Annotated in this window: 17 protein-coding genes and 1 other RNA gene; 10 read left to right on the forward strand and 8 right to left on the reverse strand. The window is 65.6% G+C overall.

Going from position 1 to position 19,105, the window contains the following annotated elements; all coding sequences use genetic code 11:
• Positions 1–81 precede the first annotated feature (81 nt).
• The 3 genes from WDM24_RS35595 to WDM24_RS35605 all read right to left on the reverse strand — a co-directional run bounded on the left by WDM24_RS35595 (position 82) and on the right by WDM24_RS35605 (position 2,795).
• The gene (locus tag WDM24_RS35595) at positions 82–1,164 is read right to left on the reverse strand and encodes an ISAs1 family transposase (RefSeq protein ID WP_338821920.1); all 1,083 of its coding nucleotides are present in this window, start codon (positions 1,162–1,164) and stop codon (positions 82–84) included.
• Positions 1,165–1,321: 157 nt separating this feature from the next.
• The gene (gene ruvC / locus WDM24_RS35600; RefSeq protein WP_338692110.1) at positions 1,322–1,849 is read right to left on the reverse strand and encodes a crossover junction endodeoxyribonuclease RuvC; all 528 of its coding nucleotides are present in this window, start codon (positions 1,847–1,849) and stop codon (positions 1,322–1,324) included.
• Between the two features lie 199 nt (positions 1,850–2,048).
• Entirely contained in the window at positions 2,049–2,795 is a 747-nt protein-coding gene (locus tag WDM24_RS35605) for a YebC/PmpR family DNA-binding transcriptional regulator (RefSeq protein ID WP_338692111.1), read from the reverse strand.
• A gap of 225 nt (positions 2,796–3,020) precedes the next feature.
• Between WDM24_RS35605 and WDM24_RS35610 the strand changes: the two genes are divergently transcribed.
• Positions 3,021–4,781, forward strand: a complete 1,761-nt coding sequence (locus WDM24_RS35610) for a methyl-accepting chemotaxis protein (RefSeq protein WP_338829078.1) — start codon at positions 3,021–3,023, stop codon at positions 4,779–4,781.
• A 201-nt stretch (positions 4,782–4,982) separates the two neighbouring features.
• Positions 4,983–6,407: a methyl-accepting chemotaxis protein gene (locus WDM24_RS35615; protein WP_166298967.1), complete on the forward strand. Its 1,425-nt coding sequence runs from the start codon at positions 4,983–4,985 to the stop codon at positions 6,405–6,407.
• A gap of 85 nt (positions 6,408–6,492) precedes the next feature.
• Here WDM24_RS35615 and WDM24_RS35620 read toward each other — a convergent pair whose 3' ends face one another.
• From WDM24_RS35620 to WDM24_RS35640, 5 genes are all read right to left on the reverse strand, one after another.
• A complete protein-coding gene (locus tag WDM24_RS35620) occupies positions 6,493–7,320 on the reverse strand; it encodes a TIGR00282 family metallophosphoesterase (protein WP_338692114.1) in 828 nt (275 codons plus the stop codon).
• Between the two features lie 2 nt (positions 7,321–7,322).
• Positions 7,323–7,901: a 5-formyltetrahydrofolate cyclo-ligase gene (locus WDM24_RS35625; RefSeq protein ID WP_166298969.1), complete on the reverse strand. Its 579-nt coding sequence runs from the start codon at positions 7,899–7,901 to the stop codon at positions 7,323–7,325.
• 251 nt (positions 7,902–8,152) lie between these two features.
• Positions 8,153–8,313, reverse strand: a non-coding RNA gene (gene ssrS, locus WDM24_RS35630) — 6S RNA.
• A 114-nt stretch (positions 8,314–8,427) separates the two neighbouring features.
• Positions 8,428–8,811 carry a cell division protein ZapA gene (locus WDM24_RS35635; RefSeq protein ID WP_338829079.1) on the reverse strand — a complete coding sequence of 128 codons (384 nt, stop codon included), beginning with the start codon at positions 8,809–8,811 and terminating at the stop codon, positions 8,428–8,430.
• The gene (locus WDM24_RS35640) at positions 8,808–9,128 is read right to left on the reverse strand and encodes a DUF4164 domain-containing protein (RefSeq protein ID WP_338832507.1); all 321 of its coding nucleotides are present in this window, start codon (positions 9,126–9,128) and stop codon (positions 8,808–8,810) included. Before WDM24_RS35640 ends, WDM24_RS35635 begins: the two co-directional genes overlap by 4 nt.
• A gap of 334 nt (positions 9,129–9,462) precedes the next feature.
• Between WDM24_RS35640 and tkt the strand changes: the two genes are divergently transcribed.
• The 8 genes from tkt (at position 9,463) to WDM24_RS35680 (ending at position 19,099) form a co-directional block, all read left to right on the forward strand.
• Positions 9,463–11,445, forward strand: coding sequence for a transketolase (gene tkt, locus WDM24_RS35645; protein WP_166298971.1), 1,983 nt, complete (start codon positions 9,463–9,465; stop codon positions 11,443–11,445).
• Between the two features lie 164 nt (positions 11,446–11,609).
• Positions 11,610–12,617 carry a type I glyceraldehyde-3-phosphate dehydrogenase gene (gene gap / locus WDM24_RS35650; protein WP_029077598.1) on the forward strand — a complete coding sequence of 336 codons (1,008 nt, stop codon included), beginning with the start codon at positions 11,610–11,612 and terminating at the stop codon, positions 12,615–12,617.
• A gap of 159 nt (positions 12,618–12,776) precedes the next feature.
• Positions 12,777–13,973 (forward strand): phosphoglycerate kinase, encoded by a 1,197-nt coding sequence (locus tag WDM24_RS35655; RefSeq protein ID WP_338829080.1) that lies wholly within the window; start codon positions 12,777–12,779, stop codon positions 13,971–13,973.
• Between the two features lie 41 nt (positions 13,974–14,014).
• Positions 14,015–15,082, forward strand: a complete 1,068-nt coding sequence (fba, locus tag WDM24_RS35660; protein ID WP_026192208.1) for a class II fructose-bisphosphate aldolase — start codon at positions 14,015–14,017, stop codon at positions 15,080–15,082.
• A 203-nt stretch (positions 15,083–15,285) separates the two neighbouring features.
• Positions 15,286–16,326, forward strand: coding sequence for a class I fructose-bisphosphate aldolase (locus WDM24_RS35665; RefSeq protein WP_338829081.1), 1,041 nt, complete (start codon positions 15,286–15,288; stop codon positions 16,324–16,326).
• On the forward strand, positions 16,327–17,004 hold the full coding sequence (locus WDM24_RS35670) for a thiamine phosphate synthase (protein ID WP_338829082.1): 678 nt from the start codon (positions 16,327–16,329) through the stop codon (positions 17,002–17,004).
• A gap of 7 nt (positions 17,005–17,011) precedes the next feature.
• Complete coding sequence (locus WDM24_RS35675; RefSeq protein WP_338829083.1) at positions 17,012–18,085, forward strand: tetratricopeptide repeat protein; 1,074 nt, start codon at positions 17,012–17,014, stop codon at positions 18,083–18,085.
• A gap of 219 nt (positions 18,086–18,304) precedes the next feature.
• Positions 18,305–19,099: an inositol monophosphatase family protein gene (locus WDM24_RS35680; RefSeq protein ID WP_338692119.1), complete on the forward strand. Its 795-nt coding sequence runs from the start codon at positions 18,305–18,307 to the stop codon at positions 19,097–19,099.
• The last annotated feature ends 6 nt before the right edge of the window (positions 19,100–19,105 follow it).

Below are 19,105 nucleotides of genomic sequence, written 5' to 3' on the forward strand. Positions count from 1 at the left end.
TCGTTGATGCCTCGTCGTCGCACATCGCGCACCGTCGCCCGGGGCTTACCCCTCTCCCCAACCCTCCCCCGCAAGGTAGGGCTATCGCATATGGGCGAGGACGGAGAGAAGGAAGTCGTTATTCCATCTGGCCTGGAGCATTTTGTGGCTGGTGCGCGTGGGACCTGGCGTGGCTTGTAGAGCGTTAAGTGCCAGCTTTCGGATGGCGGCAAGATTTTCGGCGGCATGGCCCTTGCGGCTACGGCAGGCGTCTTCGTCGAACAGAACGTCGAGAACCCAATGCAAGTTGTTCTCGATACCCCAGTGGGCGCGGACGGCCTCGAGCAGCTTCTTGGCCGACAACCGGCGTGAGGCCAGAAAGTATCGGGCCGTGTGTTTGGCTGTCTTGCCGGCCTTGGCGCGCCAACTATCGATGCGACCGACGACAGCGATAGCAGGGAAGCTGTATTGCTTTGCCAAGTCTGGGGCCGGCACGACGATGGCCTGCCGGCGCTCGATGCGGCCGTGGGCCGATGTCCTTCGCTGGCTCGCCCGCGCTGGCTTCCGGGCCGTATCGAGCAGCGCCTTGACGGCTTTGAAGAGCCGGCCGCGATTACTCTTGATGGCCAATACATAGTGGCCCTTCCGATCGCGGATGGCCTGCGCCGTGTCGGGCCGGCAATGCAAGGCGTCGGCGGTGACAAGAGCACCATCCAGATCGAGCAGGGCGAGGACTTCGAGAGCGCCGGCAATCTCGTTGCGATTGGGAGCCTTTCTCTGCGCCAACGCCATGCGCGTGCCTGCCGCCCAGACGTTGACCATATGTAGCGGCGTAGCCCGCCGGCCACGCGTGAAGGCTCCGCGCAACGCCTTGCCGTCGATGCTGACCACGCCCTTGACGCCGAAGCTCTTGCTGAACTTACGCAAAACCGCTTCCAGACCCTTCGGGTCCAGCACGCGGAAGACGTTGCTGAACGTGTCGTGGCTAGGAATACCGTGTCCAAGCTCCAGGAACTTCCGCAACAGCTGCTCTCGGCCTTTGCCGAAGAACTCGAACTCGGTGCAGGTCTTGGCGCCGGCCAGCGTCGCCGCCAAGGCAATGACGAGGATCTCCAACAAATCGTGTCGCGTGTTGCCGGCGCGTGGATCCTTGAGCGGTCGAAACAGGCGCCTGAGTTTGCGCATTTGGGTCTCCCTCGACAATCGAGAGACCCCCAAAGAATCCAGTTCCAACCGCTTGGCAACACCCCTCCTGAGCCATATGCGATTCCCCTACCCCGCAAGGGGGGAGGGAGCCCAACCAGTGTGCTCTCCTCACTTCGCGATACGTCAGAAGAGTCCCTCATAGGCTCGCCACCCTGAGCCGCAGCGCGGTGCTCTGGCGGTGATGGGCGTGGGTGATCGCGACCGCGAGCGCGTCGGCGGCGTCGGCGGACCGCGGCTCGGCTTTCGGCAACAGGATCTTCAGCATCACCTGGATCTGGTTCTTCTCGGCGTGTCCGGCGCCGACCACGGTCTTCTTGACCTGGTTCGGTGCGTATTCGGCGACCGAGATACCAAACATTGCGGGCGCCAGCATGGCGACCCCGCGGGCCTGGCCGAGCTTCAGCGTGGCGACGCCGTCCTTGTTGACGAAGGTCTGCTCGACCGCCGCCTCCGCCGGCTTGTAGTCGCCGAGCACGGCGGCCAGCCCCTCATGGATTGCGAGCAGCCGGTTCGCCAGCGGCACATCATCCGGCGGCTCGACCGAGCCGCAGGCGATATAGACGAGACGATTGCCTTCGGTCTCGATCACGCCCCAGCCGGTGCGGCGGAGACCCGGATCGATACCGATGATGCGGACGGGAGAGCGAATCGGCTGCGATGTCATGGGGTAGTGATACCGCCTGCGCCGGGAGAACGAAACACAAACGGGCGGGTCATCCCCTGCCGCGGTCGTAGCAGCGAGCCTCGCTCGTCATCCCCGCGAAAGCGGGGATTCAGTACGCCGCGGCTTCTCGGATCAAACTCGGGTCTCTGGAATACTGGATCGCCCGATCAAGTCGGGCGATGACAGCGGAACAAGTGGATCAGCCGCCCATCTTCGCGATCAGCGCGTCGGACACCTCGAAATTGGCGAACACGTTCTGCACGTCGTCGTGCTCGTTGAGCAGGTCCATCAGCTTCAACAGCTTTTCGCCGGTCTCGTCGTCGACCGCGACGGTGTTCTGCGGCTTCCAGGTCAGCGCCGCCTTGCGCGGCTCGCCGAACTTCGCTTCCAGCGCCTTGGCGACTTCGCGGAAGGTGTCCTGCGAGGCGTAGACCTCGTGGCCGGCCTCGCTGGAAACCACATCGTCGGCACCTGCCTCGATCGCAGCGTCCAGCATGGCATCGTCGGAGGCGACCTTGGCGTCGTATTCGATGATGCCGGTGCGGTCGAACATGAAGGCGACCGAGCCGGTTTCGCCGAGATTGCCGCCCGACTTGGTGAAGAAGGAGCGGATGTCGGAGGCGGCACGGTTGCGGTTATCCGTCAGCGCCTCGACGATGACGGCGACGCCGCCGGGGCCATAGCCCTCGTAACGGATCTCGTCATAGTTCTCGCCCTCGTTGCCCGCGGCCTTTTTGATCGCACGATCGATATTGTCCTTGGGCATGTTCTCGGCGCGGGCCGCGACCACGGCGGCACGCAGGCGCGGGTTCATCGCAGGGTCCGGGGTGCCGAGCTTGGCCGCCACGGTGATTTCGCGGGCCAATTTGCCGAAAAGCTTCGACCTCTGGGCATCCTGCCGGCCCTTGCGGTGCATGATGTTCTTGAATTGGGAATGGCCGGCCATGCGACGTCTCTTCGAAAGCGTAGGGTCTGAACGGGTGGAAAACGCGGCCTTATAGGCCCCTGGCGGTCAAAATCAAAGATCGGCGGGGGCCGTCCGGTCCCGGAATACTACCGCATCCCGGAATATGAGGCACTTGTTAACCATGACTTCACGCCCGGATGCGAAGATCGCCCCGTTCCGCCGTAACTTTCCAAGGCAACTTCCAACAGCCCCCACAGAGCCCACATGGCGTTCGGTTTGTTTCGAAAGCAAGTGCCGGAGCCGGCTGCGCCCGCCGTCGCGCCGAAGGTTCCAACTGCGGCGGCTGCACCCGACAGCCCCTCCTCGACCGAGACTGATTCGGCCCGGGAAATCCTCGAACTGCTGGAACTCGAGCTCGGCGCGATGATCCGCCAGCTCGAGCGCGCCGCAGGCTCGGTCGCCGACGGCGCCGAAGCGACGGCCGCCAAGCTTGCGACCATCCGTGCCCGGACCGACGCGCTGAGCGGCCGCAGCAGCGACGCGCAGAACACCGCGACGACGTTCTCGGAAGCTGCCGGCCGATTCACCCATTCCGCCGAGGGCATCGGCCAGCAGGTGCGCAGCGCGAGCCAGCTCGCCGACGATGCCGCGGCGGCGGCGCGCGAGGCCACCGCCAATGTCGATCGCTTGCGCGAATCCTCGGCCGCGATCGGCAACGTCGTCAACCTGATCGCGCAGATCGCGCGGCAGACCACGCTGCTGGCGCTCAACTCGACCATCGAGGCGGCGCGCGCCGGCGCGGCCGGCAAGGGCTTTGCGGTTGTCGCCACCGAGGTCAAGGCGCTGGCGGTGCAGACCCAGAGCGCGACCGAGGAGATCACGAGGAAGATCGAGGCGCTGCAGAAGGATGCCACCGGATCGGCCGACGCCGTGCACCGCATCTCGCAGGCGATCGAGGCGATCCGCCCGGTGTTCGAGAACGTCAACGGCGCGGTCGCCGAGCAGAATGCGATCACCGGCGAGATGGGCCAGAACGCGGCCTCCGCCTCCAGTTTCATCGTCTCGGTCGGCACCAGCGCCGGCGAGATCGACTCTGCGACATGCGAAGCCGCCGCGCATGGCGACAATGTTGCGAAAGCCGGCAAGGCCGTGACCGCTTTCGCCCAGAAGCTGAAGGCGCGCTGCGCGGTGCTGCTGCGCCAGGACGAGCGCGACGACCCGCGCCAGAACGAGCGCCTGCCCTGCAGCCTCAGGATCGAGATCACGACCGGGCGCGGAATCATCACCGCGCCGGTCTACGAGATCGCGATGGATGGCGTCCTGATCGGCGGGCCCGATGCCGACAGACTGCCGGCCCATGAGACCCTGATTGGGACCTTGCAGGATATCGGCGCGTGCCGGATCAGGATCGGCGACCGTACCAAGGCCGGCGCGCAGGCGCGTTTCGAGGCACCGACCGCCGCGCTGCGCGAGACGATCGAAGACCGGATGTGGGCGATCCACGAGGAGAACGCCGAACTGATCACCCGCGCGATGGAAGCAGGCACGGCGCTGACCAAGGTTTTCGAGAGCGGCCTTGCGAGCGGCGCGATCACGATCGACGACATGTTCGACACCGACTACGTCGAAATTTCCGGCACCAATCCGGCGCAATACCGCACAAGGATGCTGGATTGGGCGGATCGCGCGCTGCCCGCTCTGCTCGAGGCGTTCCTCGCCAAGGACAAGCGGCTGGCGTTCTGCGCGACGGTCGACCGGAACGGCTATCTGCCGGTCCACAACAAGATCTACTCGCATCCGCAGCGGCCGGGCGATGTCGCCTACAACACCGCCAATTGCCGCAATCGCCGCATCTTCAACGATCCCGCGGGCCTCGCCGCCGCGCACAATCAGCGCGCCTATCTGGTGCAGAGCTATGCGCGCGACATGGGCAACGGCACAACCGTGATGATGCGCGAGATCGACGTGCCGATTCGCGTCCGCGGCCGGCACTGGGGCGGCTTCCGCACCGCCTACAAGCTTTGATTGGAATTTCTGTAGCCCGGATGCGGCGAAGCGTAATCCGGGACGAGCGTGCCCACGGGCGGGAATCCCGGATTTCGCTGCGCTGCATCCGGGCTACGGAGTGCACGCTCAGGCAAGACCGGCGGCGCGAATCACGTTTTAGATTGAAATGGGGAATGCTGCGGCGGCTCAACCGACCGCTGGGATAGAGGAAGCGCTGATATGTCGGCCGTGCAGCTTGCAGTTCTGGACACCTCATCGAACCGGACGCTGGCCGAACGGCTCGTTGACCAGCTTGCCGACCGCATCGGCGGCCTCGGAGTGGAACTCGCCGACATCGCCGGCAACGTCCAGGAGGTCGCCAACCGCGTCACCAACCAGTCGGAGCGGTTCCATCATTTGCAGGCGACGGCCGAGACGATGGTCTCGGCCAATCACGACATCGCCAACGCATCGCAGGCGGTGCAATCGACCGCGTCCGCCGCGGTCGGCCAGATCGCGGAGTCGCGCCATGCGGTGGACACTGCGGTCAGCCACATCTCCGAACTCGTCGCCGCGGTCGCGCGGATCGAGGCGCGGCTTGCCGCGGTCGGCTCCGCGCTGAGCCAGGTCGCCAAGGTTTCCGGTTCGATCGAGGCGATCGCCAAGCAGACCAATCTGCTCGCGCTCAATGCCACGATCGAGGCGGCGCGCGCCGGCACCGCCGGCCGCGGCTTTGCCGTGGTCGCGAGCGAGGTGAAGAGCCTCGCGGAGGCGACCCGCCAGGCGACGCATCAGATCTCCGACACCGTGCGCGATCTCGACGGCCAGATCGGCAGCCTGATCGGCGAGAGCAGCGACGCCTCGCTGCGCGCCAAGAGCGCCGGCGAAGGCGCCCAGCAGATATCCGGCATCATCATGCGGGTGCAGGAAGGCTTTTCATCTGTCGGTGCCGAGATCGACAACGTCGCGCGCGCCGCGACCTCCAATCTCGGTCATTGCGACACCGTGATCGCGGAGCTGAACGAGCTCGCCAAGGGCGTCGATCTCTCGTCGCGCGACCTCAAGCACGCCGACGGCCGCGTCGCGAAGCTGCTCGAGCTGTCCGAGAGCCTGATCGTGACCATCGCCGACAGCGGCGTGGAGACCAGTGACGCGCCGCTGATCCGCGTCGTGATCGACACCGCGAAGCAGATTTCCGAGCTGTTCGAGAATGCCGTCGCGCGCGGCGAGATCACGCTTGCGCAGTTGATGGACGAGAACTACCGCGAGATCGCGGGTTCCAATCCGAAGCAATATCTCACCAACTATGTCAGCTTCACCGACCGCGTGCTGCCGGCGATCCAGGACCCGATCCAGAAGACCGATCCGCGCATCGTGTTCTGCGTCGCCTGGGCGCGCGGCGGCTATCTGCCGACCCACAATCCGAACTACCGGCTGCCGCAGGGGCCCGACCCGGTCTGGAACAACGCCAATTGCCGCAACCGCCGCCTGTTCAACGACCGCGCGGTGAGCAAGGTCGCAGCCAATACAAAGCCGTTCCTGCTGCAGACCTACCGCCGCGACATGGGCGGCGGCAATTTCGTGCTGATGAAGGATGTGTCGTCGCCGATCGTCGTGCACGGCCGCCACTGGGGCGCGTTCCGGATGGGCTTCCGGCAGTCGTAAATCCGTAGCCCGGATGCAGCGCAGCGCAATCCGGGATCAGCCCCTCAACCCGCGAGCCCCCGGATTTCGCTGCGCTTTATCCGGGCTACAACGTCCAAAACCCCGGCACCGCGGGCTCGAGCCGTCCGCCGGCGCGGACCGGGGCGACCTTCACGGCAAGCCCGGTCGTGTCGTCGGTCTCGACCGCGATGCCGCTCAGCGTGGCTGTGCCCGCAGCCGGCTCGAAACGGCCGGAGGGAATGCCGGTGAGGAAACGCTGCAGCGGCTCCTCCTTCTGCATGCCGATCACCGAATCATAGTCGCCGGTCATGCCGGCATCGCTCATATAGGCGGTACCGCCCGGCAGCACCTGGTGATCAGCGGTCGGCACATGGGTATGGGTGCCGACCACGAGGCTGACACGGCCGTCGCAGAAGAAGCCGATGCCCTGCTTCTCGCTGGTCGCCTCGGCATGGAAGTCCAGCACGATGGCGTCGGCGCCCTCGCGCAACGGACAGGCCTCGAGCTCGCGGTCGATCGCGGCGAACGGATCGTTGGACGACGGCTCCATGAAGACGCGGCCGATCGCGTTGATGACCAGCGCGCGCTTGCCGTTCTTGGTGTCGATCAGGGTCGAGCCGCGGCCGGGCGAATGGCGCGGGAAATTCAAGGGACGGATCAGGCGCGGCGCACGCTCGATGAAGACCAGCGCCTCCTTCTGATTCCAGGCATGGTTGCCGAGCGTGATCGCATCGGCGCCGGCGTCGAGCAACTCCTGGTAGATCGCCTCGGTGATGCCGAAACCGCCGGCGGAATTCTCGCCATTGACGATGACGAGATCGAGTGACCAGTCCCTGATCATGCCGGGAAGGTGGTCGGCGATGGCGGTGCGGCCGGTCCTGCCGACGACGTCACCAACGAACAGAATACGCAATGCTAGGGGCTCCGGAAATCGAACGTCTTGCGCTCGGTTAGCACATAATCCAGCGGGACGTCGTGCGACAACGCCGGAATAGCCTTGCTTTCCTGTGCAGCGAAGGCAATCCCGACCCCGATCACATGCTTGGCCTTTCGCAGATGCGCAAAGGTATAGTCGTAATAGCCGGCGCCATAGCCGATGCGGTGGCCGAGCCGGTCGAACGCCGCGAGCGGCACCAGCATCACGTCGGGATGCACCTCGGGTGAGGCCGGCGACGGCTCCGGAATGCCGAGCGGCCCGAGCATCAGGCGGTCCTGCGGCGACCAGCTGCGGAAGGTCAGCGACTGGCCGCGCGCATTGATGCAGGGCAGCGCGAGCCGCGCGCCCTTCTCGGCCAGCTTCTTCATCAACGGCGCCGGGTCGAACTCGCTGCGGATCGGCGCATAGCCGGAGACGATCATGCCCTGTGTGATCTCGAACGGCGCGCCGCGCTTGGCGAGCGCTTCGGCCGCCGTCGCGCGCTGCTCGTCGCTCAGCGCATCACGCTTGGCGAGGGCAAGCGCCCGAAGCTCGGCCTTCGATGGAGCTGCGTGCATGATCCATCTTCCGCTGTCGTCGTCCGCGACAACGGACGATCCATCATTCCAGAGACGCTAAAGCGCGATGAGCGCTTTAGCGTTCTTGTTTGAGCATGATCTTTTCGGAAAACCGCTTCGCACTTTTCCGGATCATGCTTCAGCACCGTATGGCCAGGCCGCGGCGCACTGGACGCCCCGCTTCGCAGGGGACAGCGCTGCACCACAATCGAACCGCCGCCGCGCGACGACAAGGCAACAGCAAAATACAGTGCGAAGCCGCAGAGGCCGTTGGAGCGCTCGATCCCGGAGTTCCCTACGAAAGTAGGTGGGCACCATATGTCCGGGTCCACGGACCCGGCCAGGGACAGTTCCCTAAAGGATCGATAAGGCCCCGGGGATATATGGCTCCTGACGCACGACGCAGCTTCGCAGGGTCAATGTAGCGACGAAGTGCCGGTTCCGCTAGCGGCAAGAAACCGCGATCAAGGCTCGGGCTCGCTCCGCCGTCATGGCCGGGCTTGACGAAATCCCGCAGGGGATCACATCACCCGATCGCGATGCCGCCGCCGATGGTTCGGTTGAGCACCTGGGTGGTGCGCTCGATCCGCTCGGCGGCGGCATTGAGCGCGTTGGAGACCGCGGTCTGGGTGGCGCGGGCGCGGTCGGTGGCGGCTGTGCGCGCATTGCGCAGCTGCTCGACCTCTTCCTCGAGGCTGCGGAGGCGTGCGCTGGCATCGGCCAGTTCGTCGCAAGCAGTCAGCGCCGCCATCACCGTGAGCCGTGCATCACCGATCTCGCCGAACTTGCCGCGCAGCGATTCGACGCGCTGCTCGAGGTTTTCCGCGAGCTTGAGCAGCCGCACCTCCTGGCCCTCCTCGCAGGCCATCCGGTATTGCCGGCCATTGATAGTGACGTTGATGTGGCTCATCTGCTGTCTCCGCCCTCGAGCACGGCGCGAATGCTGCCGATCGCCGCGTCGAGCTTTTCCGCGATGTCGCGATTGACGCGCTCGAGCTTGCGCGTCTTGACCAGCGATCCGTCGAGTTCATCGGCAAGTCTGGAGCGATCGGCGCCGAGTGCCTGGATCCGGCTCGCCAATTCGTTTTCGTCGCGGTCGGCCTCGCGGCGCCGCTCCACCGAGCTTTCCAGCGCATCGAGCGCAGCCATCAGCCGCTTTGTTGCAGCATCGATATCGGCAAGCGGTGCCTCGGTATTGCCAGACCCGTTGGCGAGACGATCACTCATGACACGCGGCGTGGACCCTTCTTGGGTTGGCTGGGTAGCCTGCTGGAGATAAGCCTGCCGCACGGCAAAACTGGCGGTTCGGCAAGCGCTTACGGGACGAAATTTACGTGGCAAGCGAGCCGAGCGCAACGGCGGCGCAGAACTATGCACCGTTGAATGAAATAGGGCCATTTCGGGCAACTTTTCCCCGTTTTGGGGCGTTTCATCGCCTTGGACTTGCGGAATTGAGGTGCTAATCCACCCTCAAACCCGTAAGGCCATCCACGCGCGTATCGCGGCTGCCCGCCCCGATGCGTCCAGCAATCAGCTCCTCATTTCAGGCGGACTTTTCATCATGTCGCAGGTCGATCACACCCGTATGGCCAATGCGATCCGTGGCCTGGCCATGGACGCCGTCGAGAAGGCGAAATCCGGTCATCCCGGCCTGCCGATGGGCGCCGCCGATATCGCGACCGTGCTGTTCACCCAGTTCCTGAAATTCGACGCCGCCGATCCGGCCTGGCCCGACCGCGACCGCTTCGTGCTGTCGGCGGGCCACGGCTCGATGCTGCTCTATTCGTTGCTGTACCTCACCGGCAACAAGGAGATGACGCTCGACCAGATCAAGCATTTCCGCCAGCTCGGATCGCTGACGCCGGGACATCCCGAGAATTTCCACACCAAGGGCATCGAGACCACCACCGGCCCGCTGGGCCAGGGCATTGCGACTGCGGTCGGCATGGCGCTCGCCGAGAAGATGCTCGCCGCCGAGTTCGGCAAGAAGATCGTCAGCCACCACACCTATGTGCTCGCCTCCGACGGCGATTTGATGGAAGGCATCTCGCAGGAAGCGATCGCGCTCGCCGGCCACTGGCGCCTCAACAAGATGATCGTGCTGTACGATGACAACGGCATCTCGATCGACGGCCCGACCTCGCTTTCCGACTCCGTCGACCAGGTGAAGCGCTTCAAGTCCGCGGGCTGGGCTGCTGAATTGATCGACGGCCACGATCCGAAGGCGATTGCGGCTGCGATCACCCGCGCGCAGAAATCCAGCAAGCCCTCGCTGATCGCCTGCAAGACCACGATCGGCTTCGGCGCACCGACCAAGGCCGGCACCGCGAAGGTACACGGCGAAGCGCTCGGCGCCGAGGAGCTCAAGGGCGCCAAGGAGAAGCTCGGCATCTCGCTCGAGCCGTTCTCGGTGCCCGATGACGTGCTGAAGGCCTGGCGCGAGGCGGGTGCTCGCGGCGCCGCCGAGCACAAGGCCTGGGACGAGCAGTTCGCACAGCTCGGCAACCGCAAGCGCGCCGAGTTCGAGCGCCGGCTGCGTCACGAGCGGCCAGCCTCGCTCGCCAAGGGCCTGCGCGCCTTCAAGAAGGGGCTCCTGGAAAATCCGCTCAACGTCGCGACCCGCAAATCGTCGGAAGCTGCGATCGAGGTGATCGCGGCTGCGATGCCGATGGAGTTCGTCGCGGGCTCCGCCGACCTCACCGGCTCCAACAACAACAAGGCGAAGTCGGCGGTGGGGTTTGCCGCCAAGACGCCGAAGGGCCGCTTCATCCATTACGGCATCCGCGAGCACGGCATGGCGGCGTGCCTCAACGGCATCTTCCTGCATGGCGGCTTCGCGCCGAACGGCGCCACCTTCCTGGTGTTCACCGACTATGCGCGGGGCGCGATGCGGCTGTCGGCGCTGATGGGCACCGGCGTGGTCTATGTCATGACCCATGACTCGATCGGCCTCGGCGAGGACGGTCCGACGCACCAGCCGGTCGAGCACCTCTCCGCGCTGCGCGCGATGCCCAACATGCGCGTATTCCGTCCCTGCGACGCGGTCGAGACCGCCGAGTGCTGGGAACTGGCGCTCAACCGCATCGACGGTCCGACGGTGCTGGCGCTGACCCGCCAGAACCTGCCGCAGCTCCGCACCACGGTGCCGAACGACAGCCCGTGCAGCCACGGCGCCTACGAACTGGTCGCGGCGCAGGGTGACGCAAAAGTGTCATTGTTCGCGTCCGGTTCCGAGGTCCAGATCGCGGTCGAGGCGCAGAAGCAGCTCGCCGGACGCGGCATCGCGACGCGGGTGGTCTCGGTGCCGTCGCTGGAATTGCTGCTGGCACAGCCCGCCGAGCGGCAAAATGCCATTATCGGCAACGCCCCGGTCAAGATCGCGATCGAGGCCGCGGTGCGCTGGGGCTGGGATGCCGTGATCGGGCACGATGGCGAATTCATCGGCATGCACGGTTTCGGCGCAAGCGCCCCGGCGAAGGACCTTTTCCCGCATTTCGGCATTACCGCGGAGGCCGTCGTTAACGCTGCCCTGAAGCGCGTCTGACGCTGGCCTGACACCCGCCGGTCAAAGGTTGAGCTTGCCGCAAAAAAGGATTACCAAAGCTCCATCTTTTCCGCTCGCGTCCGGCTGAACCGGGCGTTCCGCCGTAAAAGCTTCGTGGGAGCCCTCCCGCGGGGCTGGCAGCAGCTTTTAGAGGAGACAACAGCATGGCAATCCGCGTCGCGATCAACGGGTTTGGGCGTATCGGCCGCAATGTGTTGCGCGCCATCGCCGAGTCCGGCCGCAAGGACATCGAAGTCGTCGGCATCAACGACCTCGGTCCGGTCGAGACCAACGCGCATCTGCTGCGCTTCGATTCCGTGCACGGCCGCTTTCCCGGCACCGTGACCGTCGACGGCGACTCGATCAGCCTCGGCGACAACAAGATCAAGGTCTCGGCCGAGCGCGATCCCTCCAAGCTGCCGTGGAAGGCCCTCGGCGTCGACATCGCGCTGGAATGCACCGGCATCTTCACCGCCAAGGACAAGGCCTCTGCGCACCTCACCGCCGGCGCCAAGCGCGTGCTGGTCTCGGCGCCCGCCGACGGCGCTGACGCCACCATCGTCTACGGCGTCAACCACGACACGCTGACCAAGGATCAGCTCGTCGTCTCCAACGGCTCCTGCACCACCAACTGCCTCGCGCCGGTTGCCAAGGTGTTGAACGAGACGGTCGGCATCGAGACCGGCTTCATGACCACGATCCACGCCTATACCGGCGACCAGCCGACGCTCGACACCCTGCACAAGGATCTCTATCGCGGCCGCGCTGCGGCGATGTCGATGATCCCGACCTCGACCGGTGCCGCGAAGGCGATCGGCCTGGTGCTGCCGGAACTGAAGGGCAAGCTCGACGGCGTCTCGATCCGCGTGCCGACCCCGAACGTCTCGGTGATCGATCTGAAGATCGTCGCCAAGCGCGCCACCGACGCCAAGGAAATCAACGAGGCGATGAAGCGCGCCGCCGAGCAGCAGCTCAAGGGCATTCTGGGCTTTACCACCGCGCCGAACGTCTCGATCGACTTCAACCACGATCCGCACTCGGCCACCTTCCACATGGACCAGACCAAGGTGCAGAACGGCACGCTGGTGCGGGTGATGGCGTGGTACGACAATGAGTGGGGCTTCTCGAACCGCATGGCCGACACGGCCGTCGCCATCGGCAAGCTGATTTAAGTTCGACTGTTCGTGATGCCCGGCCCCGCGCCGGGCATCCGCGTCTTTGCCCCGCATTCGCGACGTGAATGGCTGCGACATAGGCAAGCGAAAGCGACGCCGTCCTTCGGACGGCCATGTCCGGCCGTGGCACAGGAAACGCCCGCACAGGAAACGTCCATGACAAAATCATTCCGCACCCTCGACGACGTCGACGTGAAGGGCAAGCGCGTGCTGCTGCGCGTCGACCTCAACGTCCCCATGGAAGGCGGCCGCGTCACCGACGCCACAAGGCTCGAGCGCGTCGCCCCGACCATCACCGAGATTTCCGACAAGGGCGGCAGGGTGATCCTGCTCGCACATTTCGGCCGGCCCAAGGGACGCGACCCCAAGGAGTCGCTGAAGCCGGTCGCTGAAGCGCTGTCGAAGGTGATCAAGCGCCCGGTCGCCTTCGCCGAGGACTGCATCGGCGATCCCGCGGCCAACGCGGTCGCCGCCCTCAAGGACGGCGACATCCTCTGTCTGGAAAACACCCGCTTCCATAAGGAAGAAGAGAAGAACGACGCCGGCTTCGTCGCTGAACTCGCAAAGCTCGGCGACATATGGGTCAACGACGCCTTCTCCGCCGCGCATCGCGCCCACGCCTCGACCGAAGGCCTCGGCCACAAGCTGCCGGCCTATGCCGGCCGCACCATGCAGGCCGAGCTCGACGCGCTCGGCAAGGCGCTGGAAGCACCGACCAAGCCTGTGATCGCGATCATCGGTGGCGCCAAGGTCTCGACCAAGATCGACCTTCTGGAAAATCTCGTGAGCAAGGTCGATGCGCTGGTGATCGGCGGCGGCATGGCCAACACCTTCCTGCACGCGCAAGGTATCAACGTCGGCAAGTCACTCGCCGAAAAGGACCTCGCCGCGACCGCGCTGCGGATCATGGAGAAGGCCAACGCCGCGAACTGCGCCATCATCCTCCCCGTCGACGCCGTCGTCGCCAACCAGTTTGCCGCCAATGCGCCGTCGCATGCCTATGGCCTCGATGCGATCCCGGCTGACGGCATGATCCTCGACGTCGGTCCGCAGTCGATCGCGCGGATCCATTCCGCGATCGACGACGCGGCGACGCTGGTCTGGAACGGTCCGCTCGGCGCCTTCGAGCTGACGCCGTTCGACCGCGGCACCGTAGTGTCGGCCAGGCATGCCGCCGAGCGCACCAAGAGCAAGAAACTGGTCTCGGTCGCCGGCGGCGGCGATACCGTCGCGGCGCTGAACCAGGCGGGTGTGGCGGGCGATTTTTCCTACGTCTCGACCGCGGGCGGCGCGTTTCTTGAATGGATGGAAGGCAAGCCGCTGCCGGGCGTCGAAGTTCTGAAACACGGCTGATTTAGGTCAACCCGCGAACGCGCTTTACAGGGAGAAATGGAATGGCTCGCATAACGTTGCGGCAACTGCTCGATCACGCGGCCGAGCACGATTACGGCGTACCTGCCTTCAATATCAACAACATGGAACAGGCGCTGTCGATCATGGCGGCGGCCTCCGAGGTCGACGCACCCGTCATCATCCAGGCCTCGCGCGGCGCGCGGTCCTACGCCAACGACGTCATGCTCAAGCACATGATGGACGCCGTCACCGAAATCTACCCGCAGATCCCGGTCTGCGTGCATCTCGACCATGGCAACGAGCCCGCCACCTGCATGACCGCGATCCAGGCCGGCTTCACCTCGGTGATGATGGACGGCTCGCTGAAGGCCGACGGCAAGACCCCGGGCGACTGGGACTACAATGTCGGCGTCACCAGGACCGTGACCGGCATGGCTCATCTCGGCGGCATTTCGGTCGAGGGCGAGCTCGGCGTGCTCGGCTCGCTCGAGACCGGCATGGGCGACAAGGAAGACGGCCATGGCGCCGAGGGCAAGCTGTCGCATGACCAGCTGCTGACCAATCCCGACGAGGCCGTGAAGTTCGTCCAGGAGACCAAGGTCGACGCGCTGGCGATCGCGATGGGCACCTCGCACGGTGCCTACAAGTTCACCCGCAAGCCCGACGGCGACATCCTCGCCATGAACGTGATCGAGGAGATCCATCGCAAGCTGCCGAACACGCATCTCGTCATGCACGGCTCCTCGTCGGTGCCGCAGGAGCTGCAGGAGATCATCAACGCCAATGGCGGCAAGATGAAACCGACCTGGGGCGTGCCGGTCGCCGAGATCCAGCGCGGCATCAAGAACGGCGTGCGCAAGATCAACATCGACACCGACAACCGCATGGCGATGACCGGCCAGATCCGCAAGGTGCTGAAGGACAATCCGGAAGAGTTCGATCCGCGCAAATACCTGAAGCCCGCGATGGAGGCGATGACCAAGCTGTGCAAGCAGCGCCTGCAGGAGTTCAACACCGCGGGCCAGGCCAGCAAGATCAAGAAGGTGCTGACCACGGCTGAGATGGCCAAGCGCTACGCTGCGGGCCAGCTCGACCCCAAGGTCGCCTAAAGAGGTTGCCTGAAGAGATTGCCTGACACCATATTGCCCGAAACATTAAGGCGGGACACCGGCTCCGACGCAGTTGGAAACGGTGTCCCGGGGCTTGATCGCCGGCTGCGACAAACAGCGGCCGCGACGAACGTTTTCTAGGCATTTGCCCGAGAACCGCCTATTTTGGTTTGCAAAGGCAATGCGCTCCGGAGGACGTTTCCATGAACCTCGCTGACCTCAACAAGATTGCCCTCGCCATGGTCACCCCGGGCAAGGGCATCCTTGCCGCGGACGAATCCTCCGGCACCATCAAGAAGCGGTTCGACGCCATCAAGGTCGATTCGACCGAGGACAATCGTCGCGACTACCGCGAGATGCTGTTCCGCTCGCAGGAAGCGATGAGCAAGTACATCTCGGGCGTGATCCTCTACGACGAGACGATCTGGCAGAATGCCAAGGACGGCACGCCGCTGGTCAAGCTGATCGAGCAGGCCGGCAGCATTCCAGGCATCAAGGTCGACGAAGGCACCCAAGCCCTGCCGAACTGCCCGGGCGAACTCGTCACCGTCGGCCTCGACAAGCTCGCCGAGCGGCTGAAGAAATATTACGAGCGCGGTGCGCGCTTTGCGAAATGGCGCGCGGTGATCGATATCGGCTCGGGCGCCGGCAGCCGCGGCATCCCGACCATGACCGCGATCCGCGTCAATGCGCATGCGCTGGCGCGCTACGCCGCGCTGTGCCAGGCCGCGCAGATCGTGCCGATCGTCGAGCCGGAAGTGCTGATGGACGGCGATCACGACATCGACCGCTGCTACGAGGTGACGCAGCGCGTGCTGAACCGCACCTTCCAGGAATTGCGGGTGCAGCGCGTGGCGCTCGAAGGCATGATCCTGAAACCGAACATGGCGATCTCGGGCAAGAAGTGCCCGAAGCAGGCGTCGGTGCAGGAAGTCGCCGAGAAGACCGTCCGCCTGCTCAAGAGCTGCGTGCCGGCCGCAGTGCCCGGCATCGCCTTCCTCTCCGGCGGGCAGAGCGACGCGGAAGCGACCGCGCATCTCGACGCCATGAACAAGATCGGCCATTTGCCCTGGCGGCTGACCTTCTCCTATGGCCGCGCGCTGCAGGCGGCGCCGCAGAAGGCGTGGTCCGGCAAGCCCGACAACGTCCCCGCGGGCCAGCGCGCCTTCTCGCATCGCGCCCGGATGAACGGGCTGGCAAGCACCGGCAATTGGGAAGCCGGCCTCGAAAAGCAGGCGGCATAGTTGGCGACCAAGCCCGTTCCGCCGCGGCCAGCGCCGCGCCTCTATCTGGCAACGCCACCGCTCGACGAGCCCGCGCAGCTTGCGGCCGAGCTTGCCGAGCTGCTCGCCGCGGCCGACGTCGCGGCCGTGCTGGTGCGGCTGCGCGAGAGCGATCCGCGCAGCATGATTTCTTACGTCAAGGCGCTGGCGCCGGCGGTCCAGAACGCCGGTGCTGCGCTGCTGATCGACGGTCATCCGGATATCGTGGCCCGCGCCGGCGCCGACGGCGCGCATCTGACCGGCATCGCCGCGATGGAAGAGGCGATGCCGTCGCTGAAGCCCGACCGCATCGTCGGCGTCGGCGGGCTCGCGACGCGCCACGATTCCATGGCCGCGGGCGAGGCTGGCGCCGACTACGTGCTGTTCGGCGAGCCCGATCCCCGGGGACAGCGGCCCTCGACCGAGGCGATCGCCGAGCGGCTGCAATGGTGGGACGAATTGTTCGAGCCGCCTTGCACAGGCTTTGCGACCTCGCGCGAGGAGGCCGAGGCGTTCGCATTGGCCGGCGCGGATTTCGTGCTGGTCGGAGATGTTATCTGGTCCGATCCGCGCGGCGCCAAGGCGGCGCTCGTCGAGATCGGTGAAGCGATTGCGCAGGCCCATGCCAGCACATTCGGCACGGCCAAGGCCGAGGGATGACGCCGGAATGAAGTCCCTGCGTCCGATAGGTGTTGCGCTCGGCTGCACGATGCTGGCGAGCGGCGCGATGGCGCAGCTCTCGATCACGCCGCCGGCACAGACGCCGCCGCCTGCGAAGAAGGAGGCGCCGAAAGAGAAGCCGAAGGTGCATGCGCCGGTTGCGAAGAAGCCCGTGCCGAAGCCGGCTGCCTCGGCGACGCCCAGCCCGACGCCCTCGCCGACCCCGACGCCGGACGATCCCAATGTCGACCTCGTCTACGGCGCCTATCAGCGCGGCATGTACAAGACCGCGTTCGACCTGGCGACCGCGCGCGCGCAGAACAACAACGATGCCAAGGCGATGACGATGCTGGGCGAGCTCTATGCCAACGGGCTCGGCGTCAAGCGCGACTACGTCAAGGCCGACGAATGGTACAAGCGCGCCTCCGATGCCGGCGACCGTGAGGCGATGTTCGCGCTCGCGATGATGCGGATCGCGGGCCGCGGCGGCACGGTGGACAAGGATTCCGCGGTCAAGCTTTTGGCATCGTCGGCCAAGCTCGGCGAACCCAAGGCGGCCTATAATCTCGCGCTGCTCTATCTCGACGGCCAGACCCTGCCGCAGGACCTCAAGCGCTCCGCCGAGCTGTTGCGGATGGCCGCCGACGCCGGCAGTCCGGAGGCGCAATACGCGCTCGCGACCTTCTACAAGGAAGGCACCGGGGTGCCGAAGGACCTCGAAAAGGCGGCGCGGCTGCTGCAGGCCGCCTCGCTGGCCGACAACGTCGATGCCGAGGTCGAATATGCCATCGCGCTCTATAACGGCTCCGGCACGCCGCGGAACGTGCCGGCGGCGGTGGCTATGCTGCGCAAGGCGGCCCGGCAGAACAGCGCGATCGCGCAAAACCGCCTCGCCCATGTACTGGCGACCGGCGCCGGCGCCCCGGTGGACAAGGTCGAGGCGCTGAAATGGCACACCGTCGCCAAGACCGCCGGCAAGGGCGACCCCGATCTCGACGACATCCTCGCCGATATGAGCCCGGAAGACCGCGCCAAGGGCGAGGCAGCTGCCCGGAAATGGATCGGAAACAACGTCAAATGACGCCTTGACGGGGCGGCCTCCAGAGGGCACCCAGTCCAGCAATCTCCGACGCCGAAAGCCGTTCCCCGTCATCCTGAGGTGCGAGCGGAGCGAGCCTCGAAGGATGCGCGGCCCGGCTGGTGGCCGTTGATCCTTCGAGACGCGCGTTCCGCGCTCCTCAGGATGACGGGACCACTTTGAACCCGCCGTCAGCTCAATCGCACCGAAGAAGCCGCCATCATGCTCTACTCCGCCCTCATCAATGTCATGGTCAAGGCCGCGCGCCGCGCCGGCCGCAGCCTCAAGCGCGACCTCGGCGAGATCGAACATCTCCAGGTGTCGCTGAAGGGGCCGGCGAACTTCGTCTCGCTCGCCGACAAGCGCGCCGAGGAGATGCTCTACACCGACCTCGAAAAGGCCCGGCCCGGTTACGGGTTCCTCGGCGAGGAAGGCGGCAATCGCGAAGGTTCGGACAAGAGCCACACCTGGATCGTCGATCCGCTGGACGGAACCACCAACTTCCTGCACGGCATCCCGCAATTCGCGATCTCGATCGGGCTGAAGCGCGAGGACACGATCATCGCCGGCGTGATCTACAATCCCGCCAATGACGAGCTCTACATCGCCGAGCGCGGCAAGGGCGCGTTCCTCAACGACCAGCGGCTGCGCGTCGCCGGCCGCCGCCAGCTCAACGAATGCGTGGTCGCCTGCGGCCTGCCGCATATCGGCCGCGGCAATCACCAGCTGGCGCTGCAGGAAATGGCCGCGCTGCAGACCAAGGTCGCGGGCTTCCGCCGCTTCGGCGCCGCCTCGCTCGACCTCGCCTTCGTCGCCGCAGGCAGGCTCGACGGCTTTTGGGAGCGCAATCTGCAGCCCTGGGACATCGCGGCGGGCCAGATCATGGTCAGGGAAGCCGGCGGCACCGTCTCCGGTATCCAGGGCAATGACGACCCGCTGCAGACCGGCCACGTCGTGTGCGGCAACGAGTTCGTGCACGGCGAGCTGATCAAGATTTTGAAGCCGCTCGGGCAGTAGCGCGAC

Source organism: Bradyrhizobium sp. 27S5 (assembly GCF_037217225.1).
In the GTDB taxonomy this organism is placed as follows: Bacteria; Pseudomonadota; Alphaproteobacteria; order Rhizobiales; family Xanthobacteraceae; genus Bradyrhizobium; species Bradyrhizobium septentrionale.